A 26,438-nucleotide genomic window follows, 5' to 3' on the forward strand; every position below is an offset into this window, starting at 1 on the left:
TGTTGAAATAAACAAAAAAAGGCGCTCAACTGAGCGCCTCCATTTATTATTCTTTCAATTTAACACAAACCATCAACTGATTGTTGCCCCATTATCTGCCTCACTATTTGGAGTAACAGCTTTCAATGACCCATCGGCGTTTTCTGCAAAAAGTAACATTCCTTGCGATTCAATTCCCATTATTTTTCTAGGTGCAAGATTGGCCAAAACAGTTACTTTCTTTCCAATCATTTCCTCTGGAGTAAAGTGCTTGGCAATTCCACTAACTATCGTTCTTTGATCCAATCCTGTATCTACAGTAAACTTGAGTAGTTTGTTTGACTTCTCTACTTTCTCCGCAGTTTTAATCTCTCCTACTCTTAGGTCCATTTTCATGAAATCATCAAAAGTCATCTCCTCTTTTGCAGGTGTTACTTTTGACGCTGAAGCCTCAGCTTCATTTGCTTTCTTCGTATCCATCAATTTTTGTACTTGTTCTTCCACTACTTTATCCTCTATCTTTTCAAACAATAATACTGGCTCATCTATTTTCTGCCCTTCGTTCAACAAATCAATTGAACCTGCATCGCTCCACTTGGTATTTTCCTGATTCAACATACCTCTTAGCTTCTCAGATGTAAACGGCAAGAAAGGTTCAGACAATATGGTAAGACTACCAGCAATCTGCAATGCTAGATTCATGATGGTAGCAACTCTTGTTTCGTCTGTTTTAATCAACTTCCATGGTTCAGTGTCAGCGAGGTATTTGTTACCTACTCTGGCAAGATCCATCAGGTGATTAAGTGCTTCTCTGAATCTAAATTGTTCTAATGAAGACTCAACCTTGTCTCTGAATGTTTTTATTTCATCAATTACCTCTTGATCTCTGCCATCTAATGCACCTCTTACTGGGATTTTTCCATCAAAGTATTTGTGAGTAAGCACCACTGCTCGGTTGACAAAGTTTCCGAAAATGGCAACTAATTCGCTGTTGTTTCTTGACTGGAAGTCTTTCCAGGTAAAATCATTATCTTTTGTTTCTGGTGCATTTGCTGTCAACACATATCTCAAAACATCCTGTTTTTCAGGAAACTCTTCTAGATATTCGTGTAGCCAAACCGCCCAATTTCTTGAAGTTGATATCTTATTGGATTCCAGGTTCAAAAATTCATTTGCCGGCACATTATCAGGCAAAATGTAATCTCCATCAGCTTTAAGCAATGCAGGGAATATCACACAGTGAAATACGATATTGTCCTTACCTATAAAATGAACTAGACGAGTATCCTCTTTTTTCCAATAATCTTCCCAATTCTTGCCCTTATCCGCAGCCCAGTCTTTTGTGGCAGAGATATAACCAATTGGAGCATCAAACCATACATAAAGCACTTTACCTTCAGCGCCTTCCACAGGCACTGGAATACCCCAATCCAAGTCACGAGTCATTGGTCTTGGTCTTAACCCATTGTCCAACCAGCTCTTACACTGGCCAGCCACATTCGATTTCCATTCTTTGTGATCTTCAAGAATCCATTGACGCAACCAATCTTCATATTCGTTCAAAGGAAAATACCAATGTTTGGTTTCTTTCATTATTGGTGATTCTCCGCTAAGCATTGATTTAGGGTTGATCAATTCCGCTGGGCTCAAAGTGGACCCGCAGCTCTCACACTGATCGCCATAGGCTTCTGGAAAACTACAAGTTGGACAAGTCCCTTTGATATATCGATCTGCTAAAAATTGCTTTTCCTTTTGATCATAGAATTGTTCTGAAGAATGCTCTTCAAACTTTCCATTCTCATACAACTTCTTAAAATAATCTGAGGCAGTCTTATGGTGGGTTTCAGAACTGGTCCTTGAGTAAATATCAAAGCTGATTCCAAACTGCTCAAATGAGTTTTTTATTTGATTATGATATTTGTCTACAACCTGCTGAGGAGTAACCCCTTCTTTTCTTGCTCTTAACTCTATTGCTACTCCATGTTCGTCAGAACCACATATAAAAGCAACATCTTTCCCCTGCTGTCTCAGAAATCTCGCATATATATCTGCGGGCACATACACTCCAGCCAGGTGACCTATGTGAACAGGACCATTGGCATAAGGAAGTGCAGCTGTTAATGTGAATCTATTGTAATTTTTATTAGACATATCTCTCGTTGAAATTGAGGGCAAATATAGAAATAAAAGAGTCGGCCTGTCAACTGATATGGACGTATTCCAGTATAGAAATTAAAGCCTTACCACTAAGAGTTAACCAGTGCCTTTTGCATAATTTATAGACGAGGGTGAGTCTAAATTCATTTTCTTTGCCCGAATTTAAACCGAACAATGATTTATGAAGAAGTTGCTAATAGGAGCGCTCGGGCTCGTGCTGATGAATACATCTTTTTCTCAGGAAAAATATCAGGTAAACATTGATCTAGCTGCTACAGCTGATGACAAGGTACCTGTAGAGGTGTATATACCCCAGTCAGATAGTGAATTTGTAGAGTACCACATGGCTAAAGTAGTACCAGGGACTTACAGTATTTCAGATTTTGGTCGATTTGTTTCTGAGTTCAAAGCATACGATAGTGCTGGCAATGAACTGAGCACGGAAAACATCTCTACTAATAAGTGGAAAATAGCTAATTCCGGTAAGCTTGCGAAAATTTCATACCTGGTAGATGATACCTGGGATGAGTTTGAAGGGTATGGTGACAACATTATCTTCGAACCAGGCGGAACCAATATTAATAAAGAAGAAAACGCATTCGTATTAAACACTTTTGGTTTCATTGGATATATCGATGGACAGAAGTTCGTGCCATATGAAGTGGCAATTAAACACAGCGAAAATACGTATGGCGCTACTGCGCTTAAAAAAGAAGCAATCAGCTCGACAGAAGACGTATTTTATGCGGATGACTTCAATTATTTAGCAGACGGTCCAATCATGTACTCTGTGCCTGATACGGTGACAAGAAAAATTGCAAACGCTGAGATTATTGTGTCAGTGGTATCTCCGAACAAAATGCTTTCTGCTAAGGATGTAATGGATAACATCTATGACTTGATGGTTGCACAGAGCAACTATTTAGGTGGTGAGCTACCTGTTGATCGATATGCCTACCTGATCTACCTCAATGATGAATCAACTCTTTCTGGATCAATGGGAGCATTAGAGCATTCTTACTCCTCTGTGTATTCTCTTCCTGAGGCTGGAGCAGATAGAATTGGTCAAACTGTAAGAGATGTAGCAGCACATGAATTCTTCCACATTGTTACACCGTTAAACATACATTCTGAGGAAATTGGCAAATTTAACTACATAGAGCCTGAGATGTCAAAACACCTATGGCTTTATGAGGGAGTAACTGAATACAGCTCCATGCATGTACAGGTAAAATACAACTTGTATGGTCCCGACAAATTCATGTCTGAGATTCAGGATAAACTTAGAGTAGCAGAGAGATTCCCTTCTGTTTCATTCACTGAAATGAGTGAACGCATCCTGGAGCCAGATTTTGAGCGGATGTATTCCAATGTGTATTATAAAGGAGCATTGATTGGTATGTGCGTTGATCTTTATCTAATTAAATACTCTAATGGAGAAAAGGATCTTCAGTGGTTAATGAGAGAATTAGCGAAGAAATATGGCAAAGAAATATCCTTTCAGGATGACGAGCTTTTCGATGTTATCGAAGAATTGACTTATCCTGAAGTAAGAGCATTTTTAGATACTTATGTAGCAGGAAATGAGCCGCTACCAATCGCTGAAGTATTGGGTTGGGCAGGAATTAACTACACAGAAGAAAAGACCATAAAACAAACGTCTAGCTTCAGAAGCGGAATAGGCATTACCTTAAATGAAGATAGAGAAATTATGGTTGAAGAAGTGGATCCAGAAAGTGCATTTGCCACTGCTCTTGGTTACCAAACAGGTGATGTCATTACAGAAATCAACGGAATGGAATTCAATCTGGGTACCGCTCAAGAAGTAATTGAGGCTTACCAGGAAGAAGTGAAGGTTGGTGACAAGGTGAAGATTGTGGTGAAGAGAGAAACTAAAAAAGGTAAAATCAAAGAAAAGACTTTAAAAGCCAAAGCTCTAGAAGTCGATACCACTGTAAAACACTTCCTTGAACTGGACAAAGACCCTACAGAAGATCAATACCGCGTATTGCAATCCTGGATAGTAGCAGGAAAGTAAGGTATTGTAGAGATAAAGTTAAAAAAGCCACCTGAAACACAGGTGGCTTTTATTTTTTGTACTGGTTAGAAGTAGTTAGGCTTCTTAATACAAAACAGTTTTAGCTAAACGACCATGGCTGGGTCAGTTATTAGTTAGTCATTCTGGCTAGTCAATCATTATGATTTACCAAACGCTTGATTCGAAATTAGGTCGTCTAACTATCAAATGATAGCAATTGGTTATTTATCGTCCCAAGTGGTCATATATCAGGACTAACAGCCAATTAACTACTCAAGTAGACTATAACTGACCAAGCTCTTTCAACAATTGATCTTTCTTATTACGAGCAACATCCACAATTTGACCTGATTTTAATATCAATTGACCACCTCTACCCTTCTTATATACTTCAACCTGATCGAGGTTAACAAGAAAGGATTTATGAACTCTACAAAAACGATAACCATCAAGCGTACGTTCGAAATCCGCCAATGGTTTGGTCGCAATAATCTTCCGCCCTTCGTCCAAGTGAAAAATAGAATAATTCCTATCTGCTTCTACAAAACCTATTGTAGAAGGCTCTATCATATGTATTTCTTCTGCTGATGAGATCGGAATTCTTTCACTTTGATTTTTATTCAAAAGGTCTTTCAAACTGGCAACACTGACCATATTCTGACTATCTCTTACTTTACGTATTGCGTTGAGTAAATCTAGTTTGTCGACCGGTTTGACCAGATAATCAATGGCAGATGCCTTTAAAGCCTGGAGAGCATACTTCTCATGACCAGTTGTGAAAATAATCTTAGGAAGGGGAATTTGATTTCTTTGAATAAGGTCGAATCCAGAATATTGAGGCATGTCTACATCTAAAAAAACCAGATCAGGTCTCAACTTCAAAATCACCTCTTCGGCTTCAGGAACATTGCGTGCCTCTCCTATCACATGCACGTCTGTACTATTCTGGGCTATTAATAGCCTTAAGTTTTCCCTTGCTGATAACTCATCATCTATAATGACTGCATTTATCATGTGCTATACGGTCTAATGTCTTCAATTATGTAAGCTAGTAGGTCACACTTAATATATCAGTTGATAGTAAAAACCGAAACGCCCCATATCGACACAGCTGATGATTTAAACAAGCGTGTTAATTACTTTTCAACGATCACTACTTCAAAAAATTGCTGGTAATGGAGGATAAACAATAATCATTCCACTAATCGAAAACTTGAGAAGTTTGTAAGGCATCATGCCGACAACAGCAACTAAACTATAATACCGTTATGATCAACTAACTAATCTCCTTCTTACTTCGCAGGTTCCACACTCTTAATCAAAGTAGTTAATCTCGCATGACTATCTCAAATCTATCATTTACTAAGTTAATTCCCCCATTTAGAAGGAGTTTCTTTAGCTCATTGTAAAAATGAGAATTGATTTTATAGACTGTCGATTAATATCCCAGAGCTTCACATTTTCACAATCAGTGATAATTGTCCTTACCAACTAATCATCAACATCACTCCCAGAGACTTGGAGGAATTGCACCAACGTAAAAAATCAAGTTTGTCGTTCTTAATCCATTCAAACTATCTCTATACTGTTCACAACATCTACCCGCTGTAAAGGTTAATTATTGAAGCTGATACCGACTCACCTTTGAGTCGATAGCACCATGCAGCATATAGTTTAATCTATATCAGATTATATTGGCTTATTTTTAGGTTTGACTATGAGCCATATATATATTCGAGTATCAGTTACTACTTATGAAAAAACTGTTAGCCAGCTTAAGTCAGATTATCGAGGCATATGACACTCCTTATTACAAGATTCATCAAATGGCACTTCCATTTTTTGCAATTATTGGAGCAATTTGCAACCTGTTCTTTTATATTTTTCTGAAGTTTTTCACTGATTATGAAGAGAATATTTGGCTTAGAATCATCGTCATAATTCTTTTTGGAAGTCTTTTAATTTTACCAAGAGATAGAAAACTAACCAAAAAAGAAGCCTGGTACATGGAGTTTGTATGGCTCGCTACGCTTCCTTTGTTTTTTTGTATTCTGCTGTTCCTCAATGATCTGAATACCTATTGGACTATTTCGCTCTTACTTGCTGTAACATTTTATGCGTTGTTAGCCGATCCCATCAAGGGGTTGATTTTATATCCGTTAATATTCATTGGTGTCTTTAGCATATTCGTATTCTACTTAGGCTTTTCCATTGAAAACATGCAGTCGGTATACGAAAGCTTTTTCGTCACCAATCTGATGAATATAGTTATTGGAGGCTTACATGCTGTCACCAGGTCTGTTTTTCTGAAATTTGAGCTCACTAATGATATTATTGAAGAGAATAAAGTAGAACTCATCAAGCGACAACAAATTGCTGAAAAAGCGAGTAAAGCGAAAACGGATTTTCTGGCGAACATGAGTCATGAAATTAGAACCCCTCTCAATTCAATCATAGGTTTTAGTAGAGCGCTGGAAGAACAAAGTGAAGAACATCACTTTCCTGAAGAGTCAAATACTCTAATCGGATATATTAGAAACGCTGGAGAGCATCTAACAGAGCTCATCAACAATGTATTGGATCTGTCAAAGATAGAGGCTGGAAAACTGGAACTTTTCAAGCAACCTTTTAGGTTGAGACGCTTAATTGAAAATGTGTACCATCTTCATTTTCAACAAGCACAAAATAAAGGTCTTAATTTAGAATTTTCAATTGACCCTAAACTTCCAGAATTCATCTTATCAGACAGGATTAAGCTCAATCAAATTTTAACAAATCTGGTAGCCAATGCTATTAAATTTAGTCATTCAGGAACCATTTCTATTCAGGTCAACCATCAAGAAAACAAATTACTAATAGCTGTATCGGATGAAGGTATAGGCATTTCACCCGATCGACAAGCGGCAATATTCAACTCTTTCGAACAAGCGGACAATACAACTACCAGACGTTTTGGAGGAAGTGGTCTAGGTTTAGCGATTAGTAAGAAAATGGCCGAATTATTGGGAGGAAATATCACTTTAATCAGTCAACCAGGAAAAGGGTCTACGTTCTTTGTTCTTTTACCTTTCGATAAGGCCTACAACGACTATGCAGACAGTAAAGAGACCAATCAAATTATTAAATCTATTCCTACCAATAAGCAAATTCTGATCGTTGAAGACGATCTTATGAATCAACTGGTTATTAAAGGAATGCTCGCAAAGACTAAAGTTCCTCTTAAAATTGTTTCTAACGGCAAAGAAGCAATAGATTATTTGAAAAATGGAATGGAAACCAATTCGTTACCTGATTTGGTATTTATGGATCTACACATGCCGATTATGGATGGAGTGGAAGCGCTTGGACATATTCGTAATGAAATGAATCTTGGAAGCTTACCAGTTGTAGCTCTTACTGCAGATGCTCTAGCAGAGCAAAAAGCCAATGGACTTAGAATGGGTTTTTCTGAGTATATCACCAAGCCAATTGTACAAGAAGAATTGTTCCTTGTGCTGAATCAATTCTTAAACCAACCTACCAATATTTAGAGTTGTAACAACTGTTGTAAAAGACAGGAAATTCCTACTTGACCTACTTACCAGCTAAAGGAAGTTCTACAATAAATTTGGTACCCTCATTCAATTTACTGGTTACAGTCAGATTACCCTTATTCTTGTGTGTAAAGTCATTCACCAATTGTAAGCCAAGTCCCAAACCTGTTTCTCCAATAGTACCTACAGAAGTGTTCAGTTCTTCTGGGTTGAACAGATTGCTTAATCGCTCTTGGGAAATCCCCACTCCTGTATCTGAAACCTCAATTTGACAATACCCATTCGACTGAGTGGCCGAAATATTGACCGAACCGCCCATATGAGTATATTTAATACCATTATGAACCAGGTTTCTAATAATAGTAGAAATAGTGTTTTTATCACCGAAAAGGAATATTTGTTCTTCAGAATGCGTGTATTTCAACTTGACATCTTTTGCAACTGCATTGTCTTTGTACATATCGACAATTCGGTTCACTATTTCATTTAAGTCCAATTTCTCTGGAACATACGGAAATTGCCCTCTTTGATTCATTGCCCAGTTTAGTAGATTATCAAGAAGCATGATCAAGCGCTGCACTGAGCCTCCCATTTGTTCCACTATACCCGTAATCTTTTTAGGGTCACCATCTTTCAGGTACATCTGACAGACAGTAATTAATCCACCCAAAGTATGCACAGGCTCTCTCAAATCGTGGGAAATGATTGAAAAGTATTTATCCTTCGTATGATTCAATTGTTCCAGGTCGTCGTTCTGCTTTTCTAACTGCTTACTGAGCCTATTTTTTGATCGGAAAGATGTGAACACGATAATTATAAGGAAAACAAATGCGGCTAGCAATAGAGCTCCAGTAACAATAACTATCCGTGTATTCTTCTGTTGCTCCACCAGATAGTCTACTTCCTTCTGCTTGAGCCCAACTTCATATTCGGTCCGTAAATCCCCTAGTCGTTGTGTGGTTTGGAGATTTTGAATACTATCCTTATAGGCGTAATACTGTGTTTGATATTGAATAGCATCCTCTAGATTGTTCTTCTTTAATGACAGGCGATACAATATCTGTGATGCATCTCTTGCTTGCTCTTTTAATCCTGCATTTTTTGCGAGTTCTAATCCCTTTAAGGTATAGGTAAATGCCTCATCCTCTTGTTTCTCTTCTAGAAAGATTTTCCCAAGATGATTATAATAATCAGCCATACCATAATCATCACCTATTGGCTGTAGCATTTCTATGGCCTCAAACAACCCCTTTTTAGCCAAGTCTCTATCTCCTTTTTTCCAATAGATTAATGCCCTATTTCCAATGACATAGGCAATTCCAATTTGCATATCGATCTTCCTCAAAATTGTCTCTGACTCATCATAATAAGTCATTGCAGAGTCGTAATTACCAATGAGGTAATGATCATATCCGATATTTATAAGACTTAAAGCGAAATATTGTCGTCGATTGGATTTTCTTAGGATATTTACCGTTTTCACTCCATAGTAAAGTGCATTTTCAGAATCACCATTTTGGGTGTAACAAGTCGATATTTCTCCATAAATATCTTCTGCTAGTAAATCTCTAAACTGCTCTTTACCTTCTGCTTCCTCCGCGCTTTTAAACAGATATTCAAGGGCTCTGCTCAGATTACCCATAAAACGGTGAGCAATACCAATTTTGCAATTGGCCTTAATGCGGTATTCTAGGCTATTGGCTTTTTCTGCCAAAACCAATAATTTCTCCCCATATTCAAGTTTTTCATAAGCATCACTCGCAAAGGTAGATAGCCAGTAATAGGCCTCGAGTTCCTGACTAGGTGACAAAATTCCTTGTTCAATTACTTGTTTGATACTATCCGCCTTTAATTGATTTTGAGCAGATATATCAATGGAAATGAAACTAAAGATGAGTAAGAATATGGAAAATTTATAGCTGGCCATTGTAATAGAATATAGATCAATTAGTTTCCTGTACCATCATTCAAATCAACTTCAACCTCTACATCTACTATCCCGTTTTTTATCTGAATCTTTGGGTCTAATCGAACTTTCACACCCGCATAATCTTTTGACTCATATACAATATCGTACTTCAACATATTATGATCAGAATCATAATCATCAGGCACTTGCACAACCCACATTTTATAATCTTTAATTTCACTTGGTAAATCATCCAAAAACTCCAATGATTGATCATCAAAATCGATACTGTCAAGTGAATTAATACCTGCGCCAGAAAACCAAAAAATCATTTCACCAGGCATTACAGATGCCGTTATCGTGGTTTCTTCAATTTTCTGGTATCCATTAATTGAATCCGTATTCGTATTGTAAACCAATTCACCCTTATGAAACTTTATGACGGTAATGGACTTCTTTATTTTGTCAATTGCATCTTCTGCTCTACCATTCGTATTGCTTGATCCATAAGTAGTAGACAAATAAGAATCAACCAGTTCGGTTGCTGATTCCATATCATGATCTACCTCCTCAATAACCATAGGAAAATCATTATCCTTACAAGACAATAAACATGAAAAAAGGATTAGAACGATTATGGGAACTTTCCAATGTGTTTTGATGATGGTCATAATTTATATAGTAACAGGGTGGATTTAAGTAGCAACCAAAACAAAGGTCTTTAAAATAGTCTCAATTGGCAGCCATCACCCCAACCTCTTAGACTAACATTAAAATTTGAGCGATGAATAGCAGTATTTACGTGATCAACCTTAAAACATCACACAATCAACTATAAATCAATTATTTACACATAAATCAATCACTTTCCCATTCGCGAGATCCACTAAAAACCCTCACTAAAGTTTCAATTCTCACTTACTCTCTGACAAAAATCAACGATGTTGGTGACCATCTTCATGAGTACGGTAGGGTTTAGTAGATAATTTCATAATCAGAAATTCATCCTTTCTACTAAATCCTACAATCATGGAAAATCTACAATTAAATCTGGCTTTTGATAAAGGCGAAGAACTGCTTCGTATTGCTCAAGATGAACTATGCAGACCTGAAGAGGATGTGGTTCCTTACATGGTTTATGAAAAAGCTAAACTGGCTACTGCTGAGTATTTGATTAGCTATCTCACTCATTACGGCATAGAAGTACATTCAATAGATCCTGAAGTGCTACTCAATCAATGCCGAGAAATCAATAACACCTTTTACGAACTCAACATCACTCCACTTATCCAAGTAGGAAAAGACGATGATGTTTTCGTCAATATCAGCTCTGCTAGAGACTTTGTGACAATTGCTGAAAACACTAGGGCCATAGTGCTTCGAATATTCGGCTAGTCCAATTCACTAAGGAACAGTGTGAAAGGACGAATAATAGACGTAATAGAGCAATTCATCATGAAAGATTCTTCAAAACAATTCAAATATCCTGGTAAACGAATGGCATTGGATGGCAACACGGCCGCCATCATGTGTGAGCGTGAGTCCTCCGATGCTGCAGGTGCCTACCCAATCACTCCATCCACGCAGATGGGTGAATACTGGGCAGAAGAAGCGGCCAATGGCCACTTAAACATCTCTGATAAACCCCTCATATTCATTGAGCCGGAAGGTGAGCACGCAGCAGCAGCTGTTACGGCCGGTCTATCAATGACTGGTCAGCGTGCTGCTAACTTCTCTTCCGGTCAAGGGATTGCCTACATGCACGAATCACTATATGCCGCTGTTGGAAAGCGGCTTACTTATGTATTGAATATTGGTGCACGGGCCATGACCAAATCAACACTCAATGTACATGCAGGACATGACGATTACCATGCGATAGATGATACCGGTTTCTTTCAGATGTTTGCCAAAAACGCTCAGCACGTTGCGGATTTAAACATCATCACTCACCGAATTGCCGAGTTGGCGTTAACTCCTGGAGCAATCGCTCAAGATGGCTTCCTAACTACTCACCTAATAGAGTCTTTAAATGTCCCAGAAAGAGATTTGATCAAAGAATATCTGGGCCGACCTGATGACATTATTGAAACTCCTACACCTGCTCAGCGCATGATCTATGGTGATACCCGTAGACGAATTCCAGAGCTTTGGGATGTGGACAATCCGGTGATGGCTGGTATTGTTCAAAACCAGGATGCCTACATGCAAAGTGTGGCTGCACAGCGTCCATTCTTCTTTGATCACATTCAGGGATTGGCGGATCAGGCTTTCAATGAGTACTATCAGCTGACAGGGCGTAAATATAGCCGTGTGATGACTTACAGGGCTGATGACGCGGATTACTTGATCCTTGGTCAGGGCAGTGTGGTACCAAGTGCCGAAGCAGTTGTCGACTACCTTAGAAAAACACGGGGACTCAAAGTGGGTGTGGTAGATCTCGTCATGTTCAGACCATTCCCTGCTGATTTGATAAGTGAAATCTTAAAAGGTAAAAAAGGAGTCGTTATCCTGGAACGTCTGGATCAACCACTTGCAGTGGACGCTCCTATTGCACGTGAAGTGCGCTCTGTGATTACCAAATGTCTGGAAAATGGCATAGACAAGAAGAATCGTCCTTACCCAGAGTTAGATACCTATCAACCGAAAGATGTTCCGGCGATATACTCTGGATCATTCGGTATGGGTAGCCGTGACTTGCAACCTGAAGGCATCATCGGAGCAGTAGAAAACATGCTTCCTGATGGCAAGCACAAAAAGCAATTCTACCTATCCATTGACTTCATTCGAGAGAATGCTTTCACAGCGAAACAACGCGCACACCAGGAAACCATCATGGAGTCCTACCCTAAAGTCAAAGAGTTGGCAGTGAAGGGATCTGAGAATCCTAACCTAATGCCTCCAAATTCGATTACGGTTCGTTTCCACTCCATAGGTGGCTGGGGTATGATTACTACAGGCAAGAACATGGCTATGACCCTCTTCGATTTGTTGGGGTATGATATCAAAGCCAACCCAAAATACGGTTCAGAGAAAAAAGGTCAGCCAACTACTTACTATTTGGTGGCAGCTCCAGAACCAATTAAAGTCAACTGTGAATACAATTTCGTGGACGTGGTATTATCTCCAGATCCGAACGTATTCAAACACACCAATGCCATTGCTGGCTTGAAAAAAGGTGGTGTATTCATCATCCAAAGTGATAAGAAAAAACAAGAAGATGTTTGGAACGACATTCCTAAACATTATCAAAAACTGATTATCGACAATGAAATCCATGTGTTCTATGTAGATGGATTCAACATTGCTCGTGAAGAAGCCACAGATCCTGAGCTACAACTCAGAATGCAAGGTATCGCCTTCCAGGGTGCATTCTTCTCCGCTTCTCCTTTGATGCAAACTGCAGGGTTGACCGAAGAGACTTTACTGAAAGCCATCGAAGATCAGCTGCAGCACAAGTTTGGCTCTAAAGGTCAGCGAGTGGTTGATGACAACATGCGTGTGGTGCGAAGAGGTTTTGATGAAGTGAAAGAAATCACCAACAAAGTCATCTCCACAGAAACTAAAAAACCTGATGGCAAAGCGCTGTTACCTATTCCAAGAATGGTCACCGAGCTTCCAAAGAGCCAAAGCAAGCTGACAGATATCCACCGTTTCTGGGAACAAACCGGAAGTTTCTATCTGGATGGAAAAGGAAATGACAACATCACCGATCCTTTCATTGGTTTGAGTGTGATTCCTGCCAGCACATCCCTGTTCCGCGACATGACCGGCATTCGTTTTGAGCACCCGGAATGGGTTCCAAACAATTGTACGGCCTGTGGTAACTGTTACACCATATGTCCAGATACCGCAATCCCTGGATTGGTAAGTGATCTGGGCGATGTGCTAGACACTGTCGTGAAAAAAGTAAAACGCGAACATCCACAGCTAACCCATTTACCAAAAGCGGTTCGCAAAATGGAAAGCACTGTTCGTGAATTGTTTGATCAACCTCACGGTGACGCTACGGTTAACAACCTCATTCAGGACACAATTGATGAAATGATCAAAGCAGAGTCTGATCCAGTGTTCGCTAAAGAATTTGGTTGGTTCCGTGAAGAGCTTGGTGAATTCAACTTCGCTTTAACTCGTCCATACTATCACGTACGGGAGAAAAAAGAAAAAGGAAGCGGCGGTCTATTCAGCCTCACCATCAATCCAAACACCTGTAAAGGCTGTATGGAATGTATCAAGGTTTGTAACGATGATGCATTGCGTCCTGTCATCCAAACAGAAGGCACTATCGCTACACTTCGTCAAGACTGGGACTTCTGGAATGACCTACCAAATACTCCTGAAAAGTACAATCGCATAGACGATCTGGAAGAAAAAATTGGTCCATTAGAGACCATACTTCTCAACAAAGACGCCTATACCAGCTTCGCTAGTGGAGATGGTGCATGTCTGGGTTGTAGTGAAAAATCTGTCGTCCACTTATTTGTGGCAACAGTAGAGTCGTTGATGCAGCCAAGAGTGAAAAAGCATCTAGCCAAAATCAATGACCTGATATCCAAACTTGAGAATCATATTCAGTCAGAGTTGTTGCAAAGCGTAAAAGTGACTGACCCAGATTCGATAAGCAAGATCCTATCGGTTAGTGCCAACAAAGATTTGACAATGGCAGACATCACCAGCAAACTAGAATCCGACGCTGGTGGTGAACCGATAGATCAAGACTGGTTGCGTAGAGTCACTCAGAACCTTGCCCAACTGAAAAATTTGCGTGATCGCTATGAAGTGGGCACTACAGGACGTGGACGAGCCAATATGGGGATGACCAACTCCACTGGATGTACCAGTGTTTGGGGAAGTACTTACCCATTCAACCCGTATCCATTCCCTTGGGCCAATCATCTGTTCCAGGATAGTCCGTCCGTGGCAATGGGACTCTTTGAAGGTCACATGAGCAAGATGGCAGATGGATTTAAGGCGATTCGCAAAGCCGAAATGGAGCTAAGCGGCACTTACAATCCTGCAGAACATGACAGCTTCTTCACCTACTTCACCTGGCAGCAGTTTACCGATGAAGAGTGGCACCTGTGCCCTCCTGTAGTCTCTCTAGGTGGTGATGGCGCGATGTATGACATTGGATTCCAAAACCTATCCAGACTGATGGCATCGGGCAAACCGATCAAAGTGATTGTGGTGGACACACAAGTCTACTCCAACACCGGTGGTCAGGCATGTACTTCTGGATTCATTGGTCAGGTATCTGATATGGCGCAGTATGGTAAAGTGTGGAAAGGAAAACCAGAGCCTAGAAAGGAAATTGGTTTGATTGCCATGGCTCACCGCAATACCTACGTACTGCAAGGCACCTTGTCCAACACTTCGCACATGATCGAAGGATTCATCGATGGACTGATGGCACGTAGACCTGCCCTTTTCAACTTGTATACCACCTGTCAACCTGAACATGGTGTAGCGGATGATTTGGGGTCTACACAAGCCAAACTGGCTGTTGAATCCAGAGCGTATCCGGTATTCAAATACAATCCTGAAAACGGAATCAAAACAGCAGATGCCTTTGACCTGACTGGTAACCCGGCGATTACTGACATCTGGCCAACTTATGAATTGAAATATTTGGAGAATGGTCGTCAGAAAACGATGGAAGTAGCCATGACGTTTGCGGACTTTGCGATAACTGAAGCTCGCTTCAGAAAACACTTCCGCAATGCACCAAGAGACACCTGGAATGACAACATGATTCCATTAGCGAAATTCCTGGAATTATCTGTAGAGGATCGAATTGGTAAGTTCCCATTCATCTGGGCAGTGAACAGAAAACAAGAACTGACTCGCGTGATGGTAGCTAAACCAATCGTAGATTCTTGTGAAGAGCGCAGAGATTTCTGGCTATTACTCAAAGACCTTGCAGGCGTGAAAGAAGAGGAACAACCTCAAGAGGATGTGGAAGCAAGAGTGAGAAAAGAAGTGGTCGGTAAAATCGCTCAGGGATTGATGAAACTGGCTGGTGATGGCGAATTGGGAAGCCTGGTAATAGACGAGCCAGTGGCTGAAGCCAACGGAGAAGCACAGGAAGAAACTGCCGCTGCTCCTTCACTGAAGCCATGGTTGGAAACTTCCGAATGTACTGCATGTGACGAGTGCATGAAGATCAACTCAAAGATTTTTGCCTACAACGAAGACAAAAAAGCGATTATAAAAGACCCGAATGGTGGTCCATTTGAAGACTTTGTAAAAGCAGCTGAGAAATGTACTGCTGGTGTGATCCACCCAGGACTCCCTGCTGCTGATGCAAAAGGTGATCTAACCAAGTTGATTGCTAGGGCTGAAAAGTACAATTGAAGTGTTTAGTCGATTCAGAAATACGTTTAAACACGGTGTACATCCACCGGAGCACAAGGATGAAACCAATGGCCTGGCCATTAGACAATTCTCTTTTGCTCCGGTGATCACCCTACCAACTTCACAGCATTTGGGTAAACCATCCCGAATCCTGGTGAGAGAAGGTCAGCAAGTGGTCCGTGGACAGCTGCTAGCAGAAGCTGATGGCATGATGTCCGTTCCATTACATGCACCAGTGACTGGTGTGCTCAAAAAGATAGCCAATGTACCCACCATCTCGGGAAAAATGACTCCCGGGATATTCCTGCAGAGTCTGGAAGGTTCCAGCCAGGAGGTGATCGAAGGAACACCTGTGCCGCTGGACAGTTCGCCGGAAGAAATTCTTCAGGGCATCCAGAATGCAGGAATCGTGGGTTTGGGAGGTGCTGCGTTTCCTACGCATGTCAAACTCAAAATTCCAAAAGGAAAGCATTGTGACACGTTGCTACTCAACGGTGTAGAATGTGAACCCTTCCTGACCACTGATCATCGCGTGATGCTGGAACAACCAGAGGACATCTTCACGGGAGTACGCTACGTGATGAAAGCCACGGGAGCTCAAAAGGCCATAATTGGAATAGAGGCCAACAAGCAAGATGCGGCAGACTTTTTGAAATCTAGAATACCTGATGACCTTCCGCTGGAAGTGCGGGTAGTGCCTGTGAAATACCCACAAGGAGCAGAAAAAATGCTCATCACCAGTGTTTTGGGAGTAGAGGTTCCTTCCGGAGGATTGCCAATTGATGTGAATGTAGTGGTCATCAACGTGGCGACTACAGCGGAGATCGGGCGATTATTACCTCATGGAAGAGGCATTCAGGAACGCGTAATCACCATTACCGGGCCTGGCGTGAAGAAGAAAGGAAACTACCTGATTCCAATAGGCACTCCTCTCCGATACATTCTGGAAGAAGTGGGTGTGGAAGGCACCATCAAAGAAGTGTATATGGGTGGCCCAATGATGGGTGTTGCGGTGAGCAATCTGGATATCAGTGTCACCAAAGGAACATCTGGTGTAGTGGTATTTTCTGAAAAGCAGGTAACCACCGATCAACCAGAGTACCCATGCATCAAGTGTGCTGCTTGTGTAGATGCTTGTCCGCTTTCGCTCAACCCGTCCAAGCTTGGCATACTGGCCAAAAACGAAGCATATGACCTGATGGCGGACGAATACCATCTCATGGACTGCTTCGAATGTGGATCATGCTCTTATGTGTGTCCGTCACACATTCCATTGGTGCAGTACTTCCGCATTTCCAAATCGATTGTAAGAAAGCGAGCAGCTAAAAAACAACTAACCAATGCTTAACAAGACCTTACATATCAGCACCTCTCCTCACCTGACCAAAGGGTTGACCACCACGCAGATCATGCAAAATGTGGTATACGCCCTGTTGCCAGCTGTGGGCTATGCAGTGTATGCATTCGGCTTGGATGCATTCTTACTGATTTCAAGTACGACCATGGCAGCCATGCTCACCGAACACATGCTGTGCAAGTGGTCTCATAAAGACTCAACTGTTGGAGACTGGTCAGCGGTGATCACCGGTTTATTGCTGGGGATGACACTCCCACCCTCCTTTCCATTGTGGATGGCGTTTTTAGGCGGAGTGATTGCCATCGCCCTGGGTAAGTATGTCTTTGGAGGATTGGGCAACAACTCCTTTAATCCTGCACTGGTAGGAAGAGCTGTCTTACAAGCAGCCTTTCCGGTGGCCATTACTACCTGGTCCACTTCATTTATCCCACATCGGTTCACTGAGATCTCATCATCTGTGTTGGCCTTACCATTTATGAAACCAACCTATGATGCCGTATCGGGTGCCACTCCACTTTCTGCTTTTAAGTTTGATGGCGTAGTGGCTGACTCCTTAGACCTGGCTGTGGGAATGGTTAGTGGCTCTGCTGGAGAAACCAATGCCTTACTGATCCTGTTGGGAGGCATTTACCTGGCAAGCAGAAAGATGCTCAACTGGCGAATCCCTGTTGCGGTGATTGGAACCGTATACGTATTCAGCGCCACCCTCCACCTGATCAATCCGGAAGTTTATCCTTCGGGCTCGTTCATGGTGTTTTCAGGTGGGCTAATGCTGGGAGCCGTATTCATGGCAACTGACATGGTCGCCTCTCCACTAACCTCTTTGGGAGTGGTGATTTATGGAATATTGATCGGATCCTTAATTGTAGTCATACGCATATGGGGTGGATTGCCGGAAGGCGCGATGTATGCCATCTTGTTGGCCAATGCAGTGTCCCCTCACATTGACAAACTCACTCAAAACCGTGTTTATGGTACTTGAGCAGTGCTCAACCCAATTATAGAGAATTGTTAATGCCCAAAAATGACTAACAAGCAAATGACCAACTTCAGAGATAAAAGCAAAAACGACAACTAGCATGAGTACTGTAGCAACCAAACCACAAACACAAAGCTCCAAAATGATTCAGGTCATGGGTGGTCTGGGAGCATTGTGTGCTTTGCTGATCGTACTGACCTATGAAGGAACCGCCGAGCGAATTGCCCATTTGAAAGATGAAGCCCTGCAACAGGCAGTTGTTTATGTATTGCCTGGCTCCACTTCTACTGTTGAGTTTTACATTGATGCAGATCATCACATTTCCACTGAGTGGACAGAAAATGCGGTTCCCGTATTTGCTGGCTATGATGATGCTGGTCAATTGATTGGAGTAGCCATAGAAGCAGCCGGAAGAGGCTATGCAGATGTTATCAAGGTCCTCTACGGGTATGATCCTGTAAAAGAACAAATCATTGGATTTTATGTGCTGGAAAGCAAGGAAACACCTGGACTTGGTGATAAAATCGAAAAGGACCCCAGCTTCCTGGAAAATTTTGCGGAACTGGATGTATCCATTAGCTCTAGCGGCTCACTCAACAATGCCGTGGTAACGGTAAAGCATGGTGAAAAGAAAAATCCATGGGAAATAGATGGAATTACGGGTGCGACCATTTCGTCACGAGCTATTGGAGTCATGCTCAATGCGAGCACCAATGAATGGCTTGCGGTCATTCAGAAGAACCTAAGTGTTATCCAAAATCAAGGAAAATGAGCCAGCTAGTCAAAGAACCGAAACAAAAGAGCTTTTTTACCACGCTGGCAGAAAGTCCATCTACCAATGAGTTTCTCAAAGGGATCTGGAAAGACAATCCGATTTTTGTGCAGGTACTGGGCATGTGTCCGGTTTTGGCGGTAACCAACACTGCTGAAAATGCACTGGCCATGGGCTTTGCTACGACTTTCGTGCTGATGATGTCCAACATACTGGTATCACTCCTTCGAAATGTAATCCCTAAAGAGGTACGGATAGCCAGTTATATCCTGATCATTGCCACGTTTGTGACCATGACAGACTATGCCATTCAAGCCATCAGTGTCGATTTGCACAAAAGCCTTGGAGCATTCATCTCATTGATAGTGGTCAACTGTCTGATACTCAGCAGAGCAGAAGCTTTCGCCTCTAAGAACACTGTAATTCCCTCGATACTTGACGGACTAGGCATGGGTTTGGGATTTGTGCTGGCACTATTCAGCCTCGGAGCGGTCAGAGAACTACTTGGAAATGGCTCTATACTAGGATTTAGCATCTTTTCAGCCAATTTCCAGGAATGGATTGTCATGATCTTGCCGGCAGGAGGATTTTTCACTTTGGCCCTATGGCTGTTATTGTTCAACATTTTGAAAGAAAGGAGAAATCATGGATGAGTCATTATGGTACATCTTCATCAATGCCAGTCTGATCAGCAACTTCGTATTGGCGTACTTCCTGGGCATCTGTCCATTTCTCGGAGTATCAGGTAAGCTAGATACCGCGAGTAAAATGGGTGGCGCGGTGACCTTTGTGATGCTAATCAGCTCCATGTGTGCCTATGGCATCAATACACTGTTGGTAGCCATTGACGCTCCATTCTTGCAACTGATCAGCTATATCGTAGTGATTGCCTCCACCGTGCAATTGGTGGAGATGTTTGTGAAGAAAATGAGCCCTGCCCTATTTCGGGCATTGGGAATCTTCCTACCATTGATCACTACCAACTGCGCCATCTTAGGTTTAGCGCTATTCCAAACCAACAAAGGCTACGGCTTCTTACAAAGTCTGGTCTATGCTTTGGGAGCAGGAATTGGGTTCACCCTGGCACTGGTTCTTATGGCAGGCATTCGACAACAATTAGATTTTGCCAGTCCACCGAAGGTGGTCAAAGGAACGGTCATCACCCTGTTGATTGCCGGTATACTGTCTCTGTCTTTTATGGGATTTTCAGGATTAGGAGGATAGGAATCAATTTGATTGCCCCTAGCCCTAAAGGGAGCAAATTGATTTCTTCGCATTCCCTAAAGGAAATTAAAGGATGAAAAGGTGAAGAAAATTGAAAGAATAGAATTAAGGGAGATTATCAATAAGAAAATCTTTGACAAATAACTAAGCATATGTCATCACTCATTACATCAGTAGTTGTCATTGTTTCGCTCATGCTTGTTTGGAGCATCGTTCAGCGATTTTGGAAGCAGGCTTTCCCTGAAGATGTGGTGAACGATGATGCCCTGGCAGGACGTGACAGTTGTGGAAACTGTACGTGCTCAGGGACCTGTAGTATCAAAGCACAATTGCATCAAAAACATTAACAAATACAATCATGTCACATTTAGCAGATCTAGATCAACGCCCACATTTTCATGCTAAGGTGAAGCAGTCCAAAAGACTCACACCAGCAGAAGCTGATGAAATAAGAGAAATCACGCTGGAAGTTCAGGAACCAAACTTTGACTGTGCAGTCGATCAAAGTTTTGGGGTATTGGTGCCACACGAAAGTGAGTTTGGCACTTCGTTTCATCACCGACTATACAGCGTCGCTGATTTGCCAGACAAAAAATCAGGTAAGCAGACTTTGAAAATGCTGGTCAAACGATGTGCTTATGTGGACGAATTTAGCGGTGAGCAGTACCCAGGCGTAGCGTCCAGTTTCCTTTGTGATCGTCAACCTGGAGATCGTATTTTATTAACAGGACCTCACGGACTTCCTTTTGAGGTTCCTGAAGACAAAACTGCAAACTTGATCCTCATCGGTATGGGTACAGGCATTGCTCCATTCCGTGCTTTCATCAAACACATCTACCACAATGTGAAAGATTGGGAAGGCAAAATCAAACTGTTTTATGGCGCTAAAAGTGGTCTAGAAGTGCTCTACATGAATGACCAGGAGGATGACTTAAAGAACTACTACGATCAGGAAACTTTTGAAGCCATTCAGGCACTAAGCCCAAGACCACACATGAATGATCCTATTGCACTGGAAGAAGCCCTAACAGATCGCACCAAAGACATTTTGGAAATGCTCAACCAAACCAATACGTACATCTATTTGGCTGGTTATGAGCAAGTAAAAGAGTTGCTAGACAAAGCCTTTTCGACCATCATGCAATCCAATGAGAAATGGCTATTGCGTAAAGCAGAACTGATTGCTGGTAAGAAATGGGCAGAGATTATTTATTAGGAATAAGAAATTGATATTCGACTGTGTCAGGAAGTTAAGGGAATTGCTTTGACTATCCTCATCCTAAATCCTTCTCCTCGAAGGAGAAGGACTTTTTTTAAGAGGTCTTAACTTCCTAACAGACTGCCAAATTGAATTATTGCTCATAAACTAAAGAAATCATGATTGTTCTCATTGCTTTAGGTACACTAGGAGGTCTTACATTGCTGCTGGCCATCATGCTAATGGTGGCGAATAAGAAGCTATATATATACGAAGACCCTCGAATAGATCAGGTAGATGATATGCTCCCACATGCAAACTGTGGTGCATGTGGCTACCCCGGATGTCGACCGTTTGCTGAGGCGCTGGTGTCTGGGAAGGTCTTGCCTGGTAAGTGTACCGTAAGCAGTGATGAGTCCAGAGAACAAATTGCCAACTACCTGGGGGTGGCGCTGGGTAGTGAGGACAAACAAGTGGCACGACTTGCCTGTGCCGGAGGAATTAATGTGGCCAGAAACAAAGCGGAGTATAAGGGTCTTCAAAGTTGTAAGGCAGCCTCGTTGGTATCCGGGGGCGGCAAAGGGTGCTTTTGGGGCTGCCTTGGTTTTGGGGATTGTGAAAAATCCTGTGACTTTGATGCCATCCACATGAACCAGTATGGCTTACCGGTAGTAGATCTGGACAAATGTACCGCCTGCGGCGACTGTGTGGAGACCTGCCCAAAAGACCTCTTCTCCATCCAACCGATGAAGAACCATCTGTGGGTGGCCTGTAAGAACCTGGAACATGGCGATGCGGTACTGGAAGACTGTGCGGTAGGCTGTACGGCTTGTGGCAAATGCGCCATGGATGTACCGGGCATCATCAGCATCCAGCAAAACATTCCAATCATCGATTATAGCATGGGACAACAATCCATAGCTGCCATTCAGCGCTGCCCTACGGGCGCAATTGTCTGGCAAAACAACGACGGCTCAGTCACCAAAGGCGCTGAAAGCAAGAAAATCATTCGCCAAGGGAAGTTGGAGATGGCTGGGAGTTGACGGACTATGTCCGATAGTCCTATATATGTCATGTTTTACTGCAACAGTAGCTCGGTTGTACCGAGTGAAAGCTATTTAAAGAGCCTGGGGCTCAGGATATTTTGACCCTTCATTTTTGCCTTGATGCAAAAACGAAGCAAAAAAATCAAGGCTGTGAATAAATTCCTGAAATTCGGTCCATTCAGACAATGAATCCAAAATCGCACCGGCGACCCGATCCCTTCGGTCAGACAGTGGATTCAAAACAATTTTCATTGGCCGAATTTCTTTTAGAAAATTATTCAAGGCCATTCAAAATCACTAAATCAGTTCATTAATTAACCTCCCTTGCCAGGAGTCCATTAAGAGAGTGGAAATCTTCAGGACCTAATCAACACCCCTACGTCATTACGAACAAGCCTGAATAGGCATGATAAAGTAATCTCACTGAAATGAGAATACACTTTACTGCTTTATGGGATTCCTGCCCTACCCCGGCAGGCAAGCTTCGCAGGGCACCCGGCTAGGGAATGACGATTCGTTGAAAAATGCCATGGCTACCCGACCAGTCCCGATAGTTACCTTAGGTTTGTCCTTTGAAGAAATCAATGTTTTGTAGTTATAATTGAAGACCTGCCAGCGACCCAGCGATAGCTTTAGATGTTAAGGATCTAACCCGATATTTGGGACTGACAGGATTCAAGAACCAAGACCTGTATAAGATATCAGACAAACCTGTTAAGGTTATTAGGTAAAGGCTCTTTTACTTCAATTATCTAATCCTAAAACTATGAATTTTGAATCAGTAATCGGTATCGATGTAAGTAAGTTAACCCTGGATATTGCGTTGATTACGCAAGATGCGGAAGTGGAAAGTTTTAGAATTGAAAATAGATCAGAATCGATCCTAAGATTTTTCAAAAGTCTTTCAAAAAGGATAGATATAAATAGGTTATTGATTTGTGCAGAGCATACTGGGCATTATTGCTACCCGCTACGTAAGGCATGCTTAGAAAAGGGGTATTATCTATGGATTGAAGGGGGTGCAGAAATCAAGCAGAGGTCAGGAGTTACCAGATATAAGAATGATAAGGTTGATGCAATTCGAATTGCTGATTATGCTAAAAGGTATCAGGACAAAGCAGAAAGACAAAGAATTGAAGATGAGAAACTGGAGTCAATTAGATCTTTATCCAGCGAGCGAGAATTATTTATTAAAGAACGTGCTAAATACAAGACACAATTAAAGGATTTAAAAGGGTTTATCGATGAAGGGCTTTATAAAGCCAGAAGTAAGCGTCTTAAAAAGCAGGTAAATTCTTTGTCAGAATTGATTAAAGAAATAGATAAACAGATTAAGCAAATTTTGGAGAGTAGTGAAAAACTGGCAAATCAAAAGGTGATCCTTACTTCAATTGGTGGAATAGGTGATCAAGTAGCTATTAAAACAATAATAGCTACTGGTGGATTTGTCAAATTTAGCTCTGGACGGAAATTTGCCTGTCACGTAGGGGTAGCTCCTTTTTCATTCGAATCAGGTAGCAGTCAAAGATCTAGGCGAAAAACCTCATTTAAGACCAATATGGACTTGAAAAAAATGTTCCATATGGCAGCCCTCTCAGCAATAAAAATGAAAGGAGAGTTTAAAGACTATTTTGAACGGAAAGTTGCTGAAGGAAAAAATAAAATGACTGTGATTAATGCGGTAAGGGCAAAACTGATCAATAGAATTTTTGCTCTAGTTCGTGACAACAGATTAAATCAAAAAAATTACAATATTAACCTTGTCTAATCCATAAGAATATCGGGACGGGTAAAAACATGGCATATGAGCATACATGCCTACGCAGGAATGACGGTTAACCCAAAGCCTCTCCCCCTTAAGGGGGATTAAAGGGGGTTGAAAACAAAAAAGGTCCCAACGAAAGCTGAGACCTGTCTGCAAACAGTATAAATCGAATTAAAGAAGTGTGTTCAAGTAAGAATGATCGGTGACACGACTGTAGCTGGTCACCGATCAATGTTTAACCGTAACATATAGAATTCACCGTCATCTATATATGAATACAAAAGTAGAACCACCTTACATCGTTAACTATCACTTTTCCGTCAAATAGTATGACAAAAACGACATGCAGCATTTAGACATATTAACCTAATAGCAGTACAAAATGGAATGGGTTGTATTTGCTTTGACCATTGTCCTGAACAATTGTGGTGTGGTGATTATCTCAGGAGTAGATTGGGACAACCGATTCTATATTCCTATGGAAAGCGGAATTGTAGTATTATCTGGATATGGAGCGGATAAGGTGATCCAGGAAAGTATCAACTACATTTTCAATTCAGGCAATGAAGCTTAAAGCCTTTCGGTAGACCTTCGTAACCATACTATTCCACCAGCTATTCTTCCTGGGATAGTATTTGTCAATGGCGATGTTTTTCATTTGGCTCATGGTTGTCTTTGAGTTTTATATGATGATCTATGCAAAAGTACGAAGAGTATTTATAATAGTTTTCAATGAAACGTTGTATTTACAATTATTTACATAATCATAACATCATTTTGTTACGATATAAATAACTAAACAAGCACTTCGTTAAATACTACATAATTGATAATCCGCAGAAATCCATTACTTATTTCTCCCAAAAAATCAAATTCAATATTTTATTCTGAAGATTGAGGTAACTGGAAATAGAATTGATTGCATCTGCAGGAAAGCGATTATTCCTGGTCCTGTAGTTTAATTAATTCAGATATTGGAATAACTGTAATCTGCACATCTTCCTTGTTAGTAGCGTACCCAACATAGACGTGATCTTTCCAAACTATACTTTTAGGATAGCTGTAACCTACTCTCTTGTATTTGCCCTCATATCGCAAAGGCTGCAAGTCATCTGGTGATCCACTTCTCAATAGAATGGCCTGCTCAAAAACATCCCCAGCAGAACTCAGATAAATGGCCAATGGAATTCTGGTTTTGCTACCGGATGGATTGAATACCATGAATGCTGTGCCATGTGGAAGATTTCCAGCAGACTGTTTGGAACGTGAGTCTGGAATATCCGTCAGTTCAGGGTTCGTCCAGTTTTCTCCACCATCATGACTAATGGATGCGAGCTTTTGAAAGCTACCTGATTGATCACGAAAGATCATCACCACTCTTCCATCCTTTCGCACAAACCAACTCGGCTCCAACTCACGACTCATTTCTTCTTTGAATAGCAGGTTATTCATGTTTCCCTGAGTCCATCCTGTTATCCCCAAAGGATCAATAGTGTAATATGGTTTCGTATGCAATCCTGTCTGCACATGGAAAGCTGTTAGCAACCGTGAAGAAGTCAATTGTCTTAAGTCCTGTTCGATGATTCCTGCAATCCGATTCCCCTGATCACCAAGCACCCAGTCCGGTTGACTCCAGCTAACTCCATCCGTAGACAGCATGTATTGAGTAAAACCTCCTTTAGGTTGAATCGAGTCCGGCCAAACATTGATAAACGCCACCAGCGTATCTCCGTGAGACCACCAGCCTCCGCTCGTGGTAAACCCTTCATTCCATTCATTGGTTAAAGGCGTTGGTTCACTCCAATGTATCAAATCTGCACTGTAGCTATAATAAACCTTTGTTTCGGGAGCATCTTCATCTCTCCAGGAACTTTGCCACATAGCATAGAGCTTGTCCTTAAACGGATACAAGACCACTCCATGATTGTATTTATGATCATCGCTATCTGGCGCAAAAACTGTGTACGTCTCAACTCCTGGCAAGTAGTCTAAACCTAGGGTTTCAGGTTGAGAAGGATCCAATTGGACTGTTGTAGATATAGGGGTTTGTTGTGCAAAAGAAAAAAGGGTGAAAAGAAGACATAATACTAACAGTCCTATTTCACCCAGCAACTTCATATCTAATCG

Annotated in this window: 19 protein-coding genes; 14 read left to right on the forward strand and 5 right to left on the reverse strand. The window is 41.4% G+C overall.

Going from position 1 to position 26,438, the window contains the following annotated elements:
* Nucleotides 1-72: 72 nt before the first annotated feature.
* The gene (gene metG, locus NXS00_RS13610; RefSeq protein ID WP_258099766.1) at nt 73-2,130 is read right to left on the reverse strand and encodes a methionine--tRNA ligase; all 2,058 of its coding nucleotides are present in this window, start codon (nt 2,128-2,130) and stop codon (nt 73-75) included.
* A 187-nt stretch (nt 2,131-2,317) separates the two neighbouring features.
* On the opposite strand from metG, the gene NXS00_RS13615 reads away from it, so the two are divergent.
* The gene (locus NXS00_RS13615; protein ID WP_258099767.1) at nt 2,318-4,174 is read left to right on the forward strand and encodes a M61 family metallopeptidase; all 1,857 of its coding nucleotides are present in this window, start codon (nt 2,318-2,320) and stop codon (nt 4,172-4,174) included.
* Nucleotides 4,175-4,456: 282 nt separating this feature from the next.
* Here NXS00_RS13615 and NXS00_RS13620 read toward each other — a convergent pair whose 3' ends face one another.
* Nucleotides 4,457-5,188, reverse strand: a complete 732-nt coding sequence (locus NXS00_RS13620) for a LytR/AlgR family response regulator transcription factor (protein WP_258099768.1) — start codon at nt 5,186-5,188, stop codon at nt 4,457-4,459.
* A 740-nt stretch (nt 5,189-5,928) separates the two neighbouring features.
* Here NXS00_RS13620 and NXS00_RS13625 point away from each other — a divergent pair.
* Nucleotides 5,929-7,704, forward strand: a complete 1,776-nt coding sequence (locus tag NXS00_RS13625) for an ATP-binding protein (RefSeq protein ID WP_258099769.1) — start codon at nt 5,929-5,931, stop codon at nt 7,702-7,704.
* A 43-nt stretch (nt 7,705-7,747) separates the two neighbouring features.
* On the opposite strand, the gene NXS00_RS13630 is transcribed toward NXS00_RS13625, so the two are convergent.
* Together NXS00_RS13630 and NXS00_RS13635 are read right to left on the reverse strand one after the other, a co-directional pair.
* Nucleotides 7,748-9,634: a tetratricopeptide repeat-containing sensor histidine kinase gene (locus tag NXS00_RS13630; RefSeq protein WP_258099770.1), complete on the reverse strand. Its 1,887-nt coding sequence runs from the start codon at nt 9,632-9,634 to the stop codon at nt 7,748-7,750.
* Nucleotides 9,635-9,654: 20 nt separating this feature from the next.
* A complete protein-coding gene (locus NXS00_RS13635; protein WP_258099771.1) occupies nt 9,655-10,287 on the reverse strand; it encodes a hypothetical protein in 633 nt (210 codons plus the stop codon).
* A 358-nt stretch (nt 10,288-10,645) separates the two neighbouring features.
* Here NXS00_RS13635 and NXS00_RS13640 point away from each other — a divergent pair, with 358 nt between their 5' ends.
* From NXS00_RS13640 to NXS00_RS13695, 12 genes are all read left to right on the forward strand, one after another.
* Nucleotides 10,646-11,011, forward strand: a complete 366-nt coding sequence (locus NXS00_RS13640) for a hypothetical protein (RefSeq protein ID WP_258099772.1) — start codon at nt 10,646-10,648, stop codon at nt 11,009-11,011.
* A gap of 21 nt (nt 11,012-11,032) precedes the next feature.
* The gene (locus NXS00_RS13645) at nt 11,033-15,970 is read left to right on the forward strand and encodes a 2-oxoacid:acceptor oxidoreductase family protein (RefSeq protein ID WP_258099773.1); all 4,938 of its coding nucleotides are present in this window, start codon (nt 11,033-11,035) and stop codon (nt 15,968-15,970) included.
* Nucleotides 15,945-17,318 (forward strand): electron transport complex subunit RsxC, encoded by a 1,374-nt coding sequence (rsxC, locus tag NXS00_RS13650; RefSeq protein ID WP_258099774.1) that lies wholly within the window; start codon nt 15,945-15,947, stop codon nt 17,316-17,318. Before NXS00_RS13645 ends, rsxC begins: the two co-directional genes overlap by 26 nt.
* A complete protein-coding gene (locus NXS00_RS13655; protein ID WP_258099775.1) occupies nt 17,311-18,309 on the forward strand; it encodes an RnfABCDGE type electron transport complex subunit D in 999 nt (332 codons plus the stop codon). The genes rsxC and NXS00_RS13655 overlap by 8 nt, the downstream gene beginning before the upstream one ends.
* A 97-nt stretch (nt 18,310-18,406) precedes the next feature.
* Entirely contained in the window at nt 18,407-19,078 is a 672-nt protein-coding gene (locus tag NXS00_RS13660; RefSeq protein WP_258099776.1) for an RnfABCDGE type electron transport complex subunit G, read from the forward strand.
* Nucleotides 19,075-19,731 carry an electron transport complex subunit RsxE gene (gene rsxE, locus NXS00_RS13665; protein WP_258099777.1) on the forward strand — a complete coding sequence of 219 codons (657 nt, stop codon included), beginning with the start codon at nt 19,075-19,077 and terminating at the stop codon, nt 19,729-19,731. Before NXS00_RS13660 ends, rsxE begins: the two co-directional genes overlap by 4 nt.
* Complete coding sequence (locus NXS00_RS13670) at nt 19,724-20,302, forward strand: electron transport complex protein RnfA (RefSeq protein ID WP_258099778.1); 579 nt, start codon at nt 19,724-19,726, stop codon at nt 20,300-20,302. Before rsxE ends, NXS00_RS13670 begins: the two co-directional genes overlap by 8 nt.
* Before the next feature lie 152 nt (nt 20,303-20,454).
* Nucleotides 20,455-20,649, forward strand: a complete 195-nt coding sequence (locus NXS00_RS13675) for a hypothetical protein (protein ID WP_258099779.1) — start codon at nt 20,455-20,457, stop codon at nt 20,647-20,649.
* A gap of 11 nt (nt 20,650-20,660) precedes the next feature.
* Nucleotides 20,661-21,518: a ferredoxin reductase domain-containing protein gene (locus NXS00_RS13680; RefSeq protein ID WP_258099780.1), complete on the forward strand. Its 858-nt coding sequence runs from the start codon at nt 20,661-20,663 to the stop codon at nt 21,516-21,518.
* Nucleotides 21,519-21,679: 161 nt separating this feature from the next.
* Nucleotides 21,680-22,543, forward strand: a complete 864-nt coding sequence (locus NXS00_RS13685; protein ID WP_258099781.1) for an RnfABCDGE type electron transport complex subunit B — start codon at nt 21,680-21,682, stop codon at nt 22,541-22,543.
* A 769-nt stretch (nt 22,544-23,312) separates the two neighbouring features.
* A complete protein-coding gene (locus tag NXS00_RS13690) occupies nt 23,313-24,314 on the forward strand; it encodes an IS110 family RNA-guided transposase (RefSeq protein WP_258099782.1) in 1,002 nt (333 codons plus the stop codon).
* Between the two features lie 379 nt (nt 24,315-24,693).
* Nucleotides 24,694-24,885 carry a hypothetical protein gene (locus NXS00_RS13695; protein ID WP_258099783.1) on the forward strand — a complete coding sequence of 64 codons (192 nt, stop codon included), beginning with the start codon at nt 24,694-24,696 and terminating at the stop codon, nt 24,883-24,885.
* A gap of 365 nt (nt 24,886-25,250) precedes the next feature.
* Here NXS00_RS13695 and NXS00_RS13700 read toward each other — a convergent pair whose 3' ends face one another.
* Nucleotides 25,251-26,429, reverse strand: a complete 1,179-nt coding sequence (locus tag NXS00_RS13700; RefSeq protein WP_258099784.1) for a sialidase family protein — start codon at nt 26,427-26,429, stop codon at nt 25,251-25,253.
* Nucleotides 26,430-26,438: the final 9 nt, after the last annotated feature.

It is taken from the genome of Marinoscillum pacificum, assembly GCF_024714495.1.
GTDB classification, from domain to species: domain Bacteria; phylum Bacteroidota; class Bacteroidia; order Cytophagales; family Cyclobacteriaceae; genus Marinoscillum; species Marinoscillum pacificum.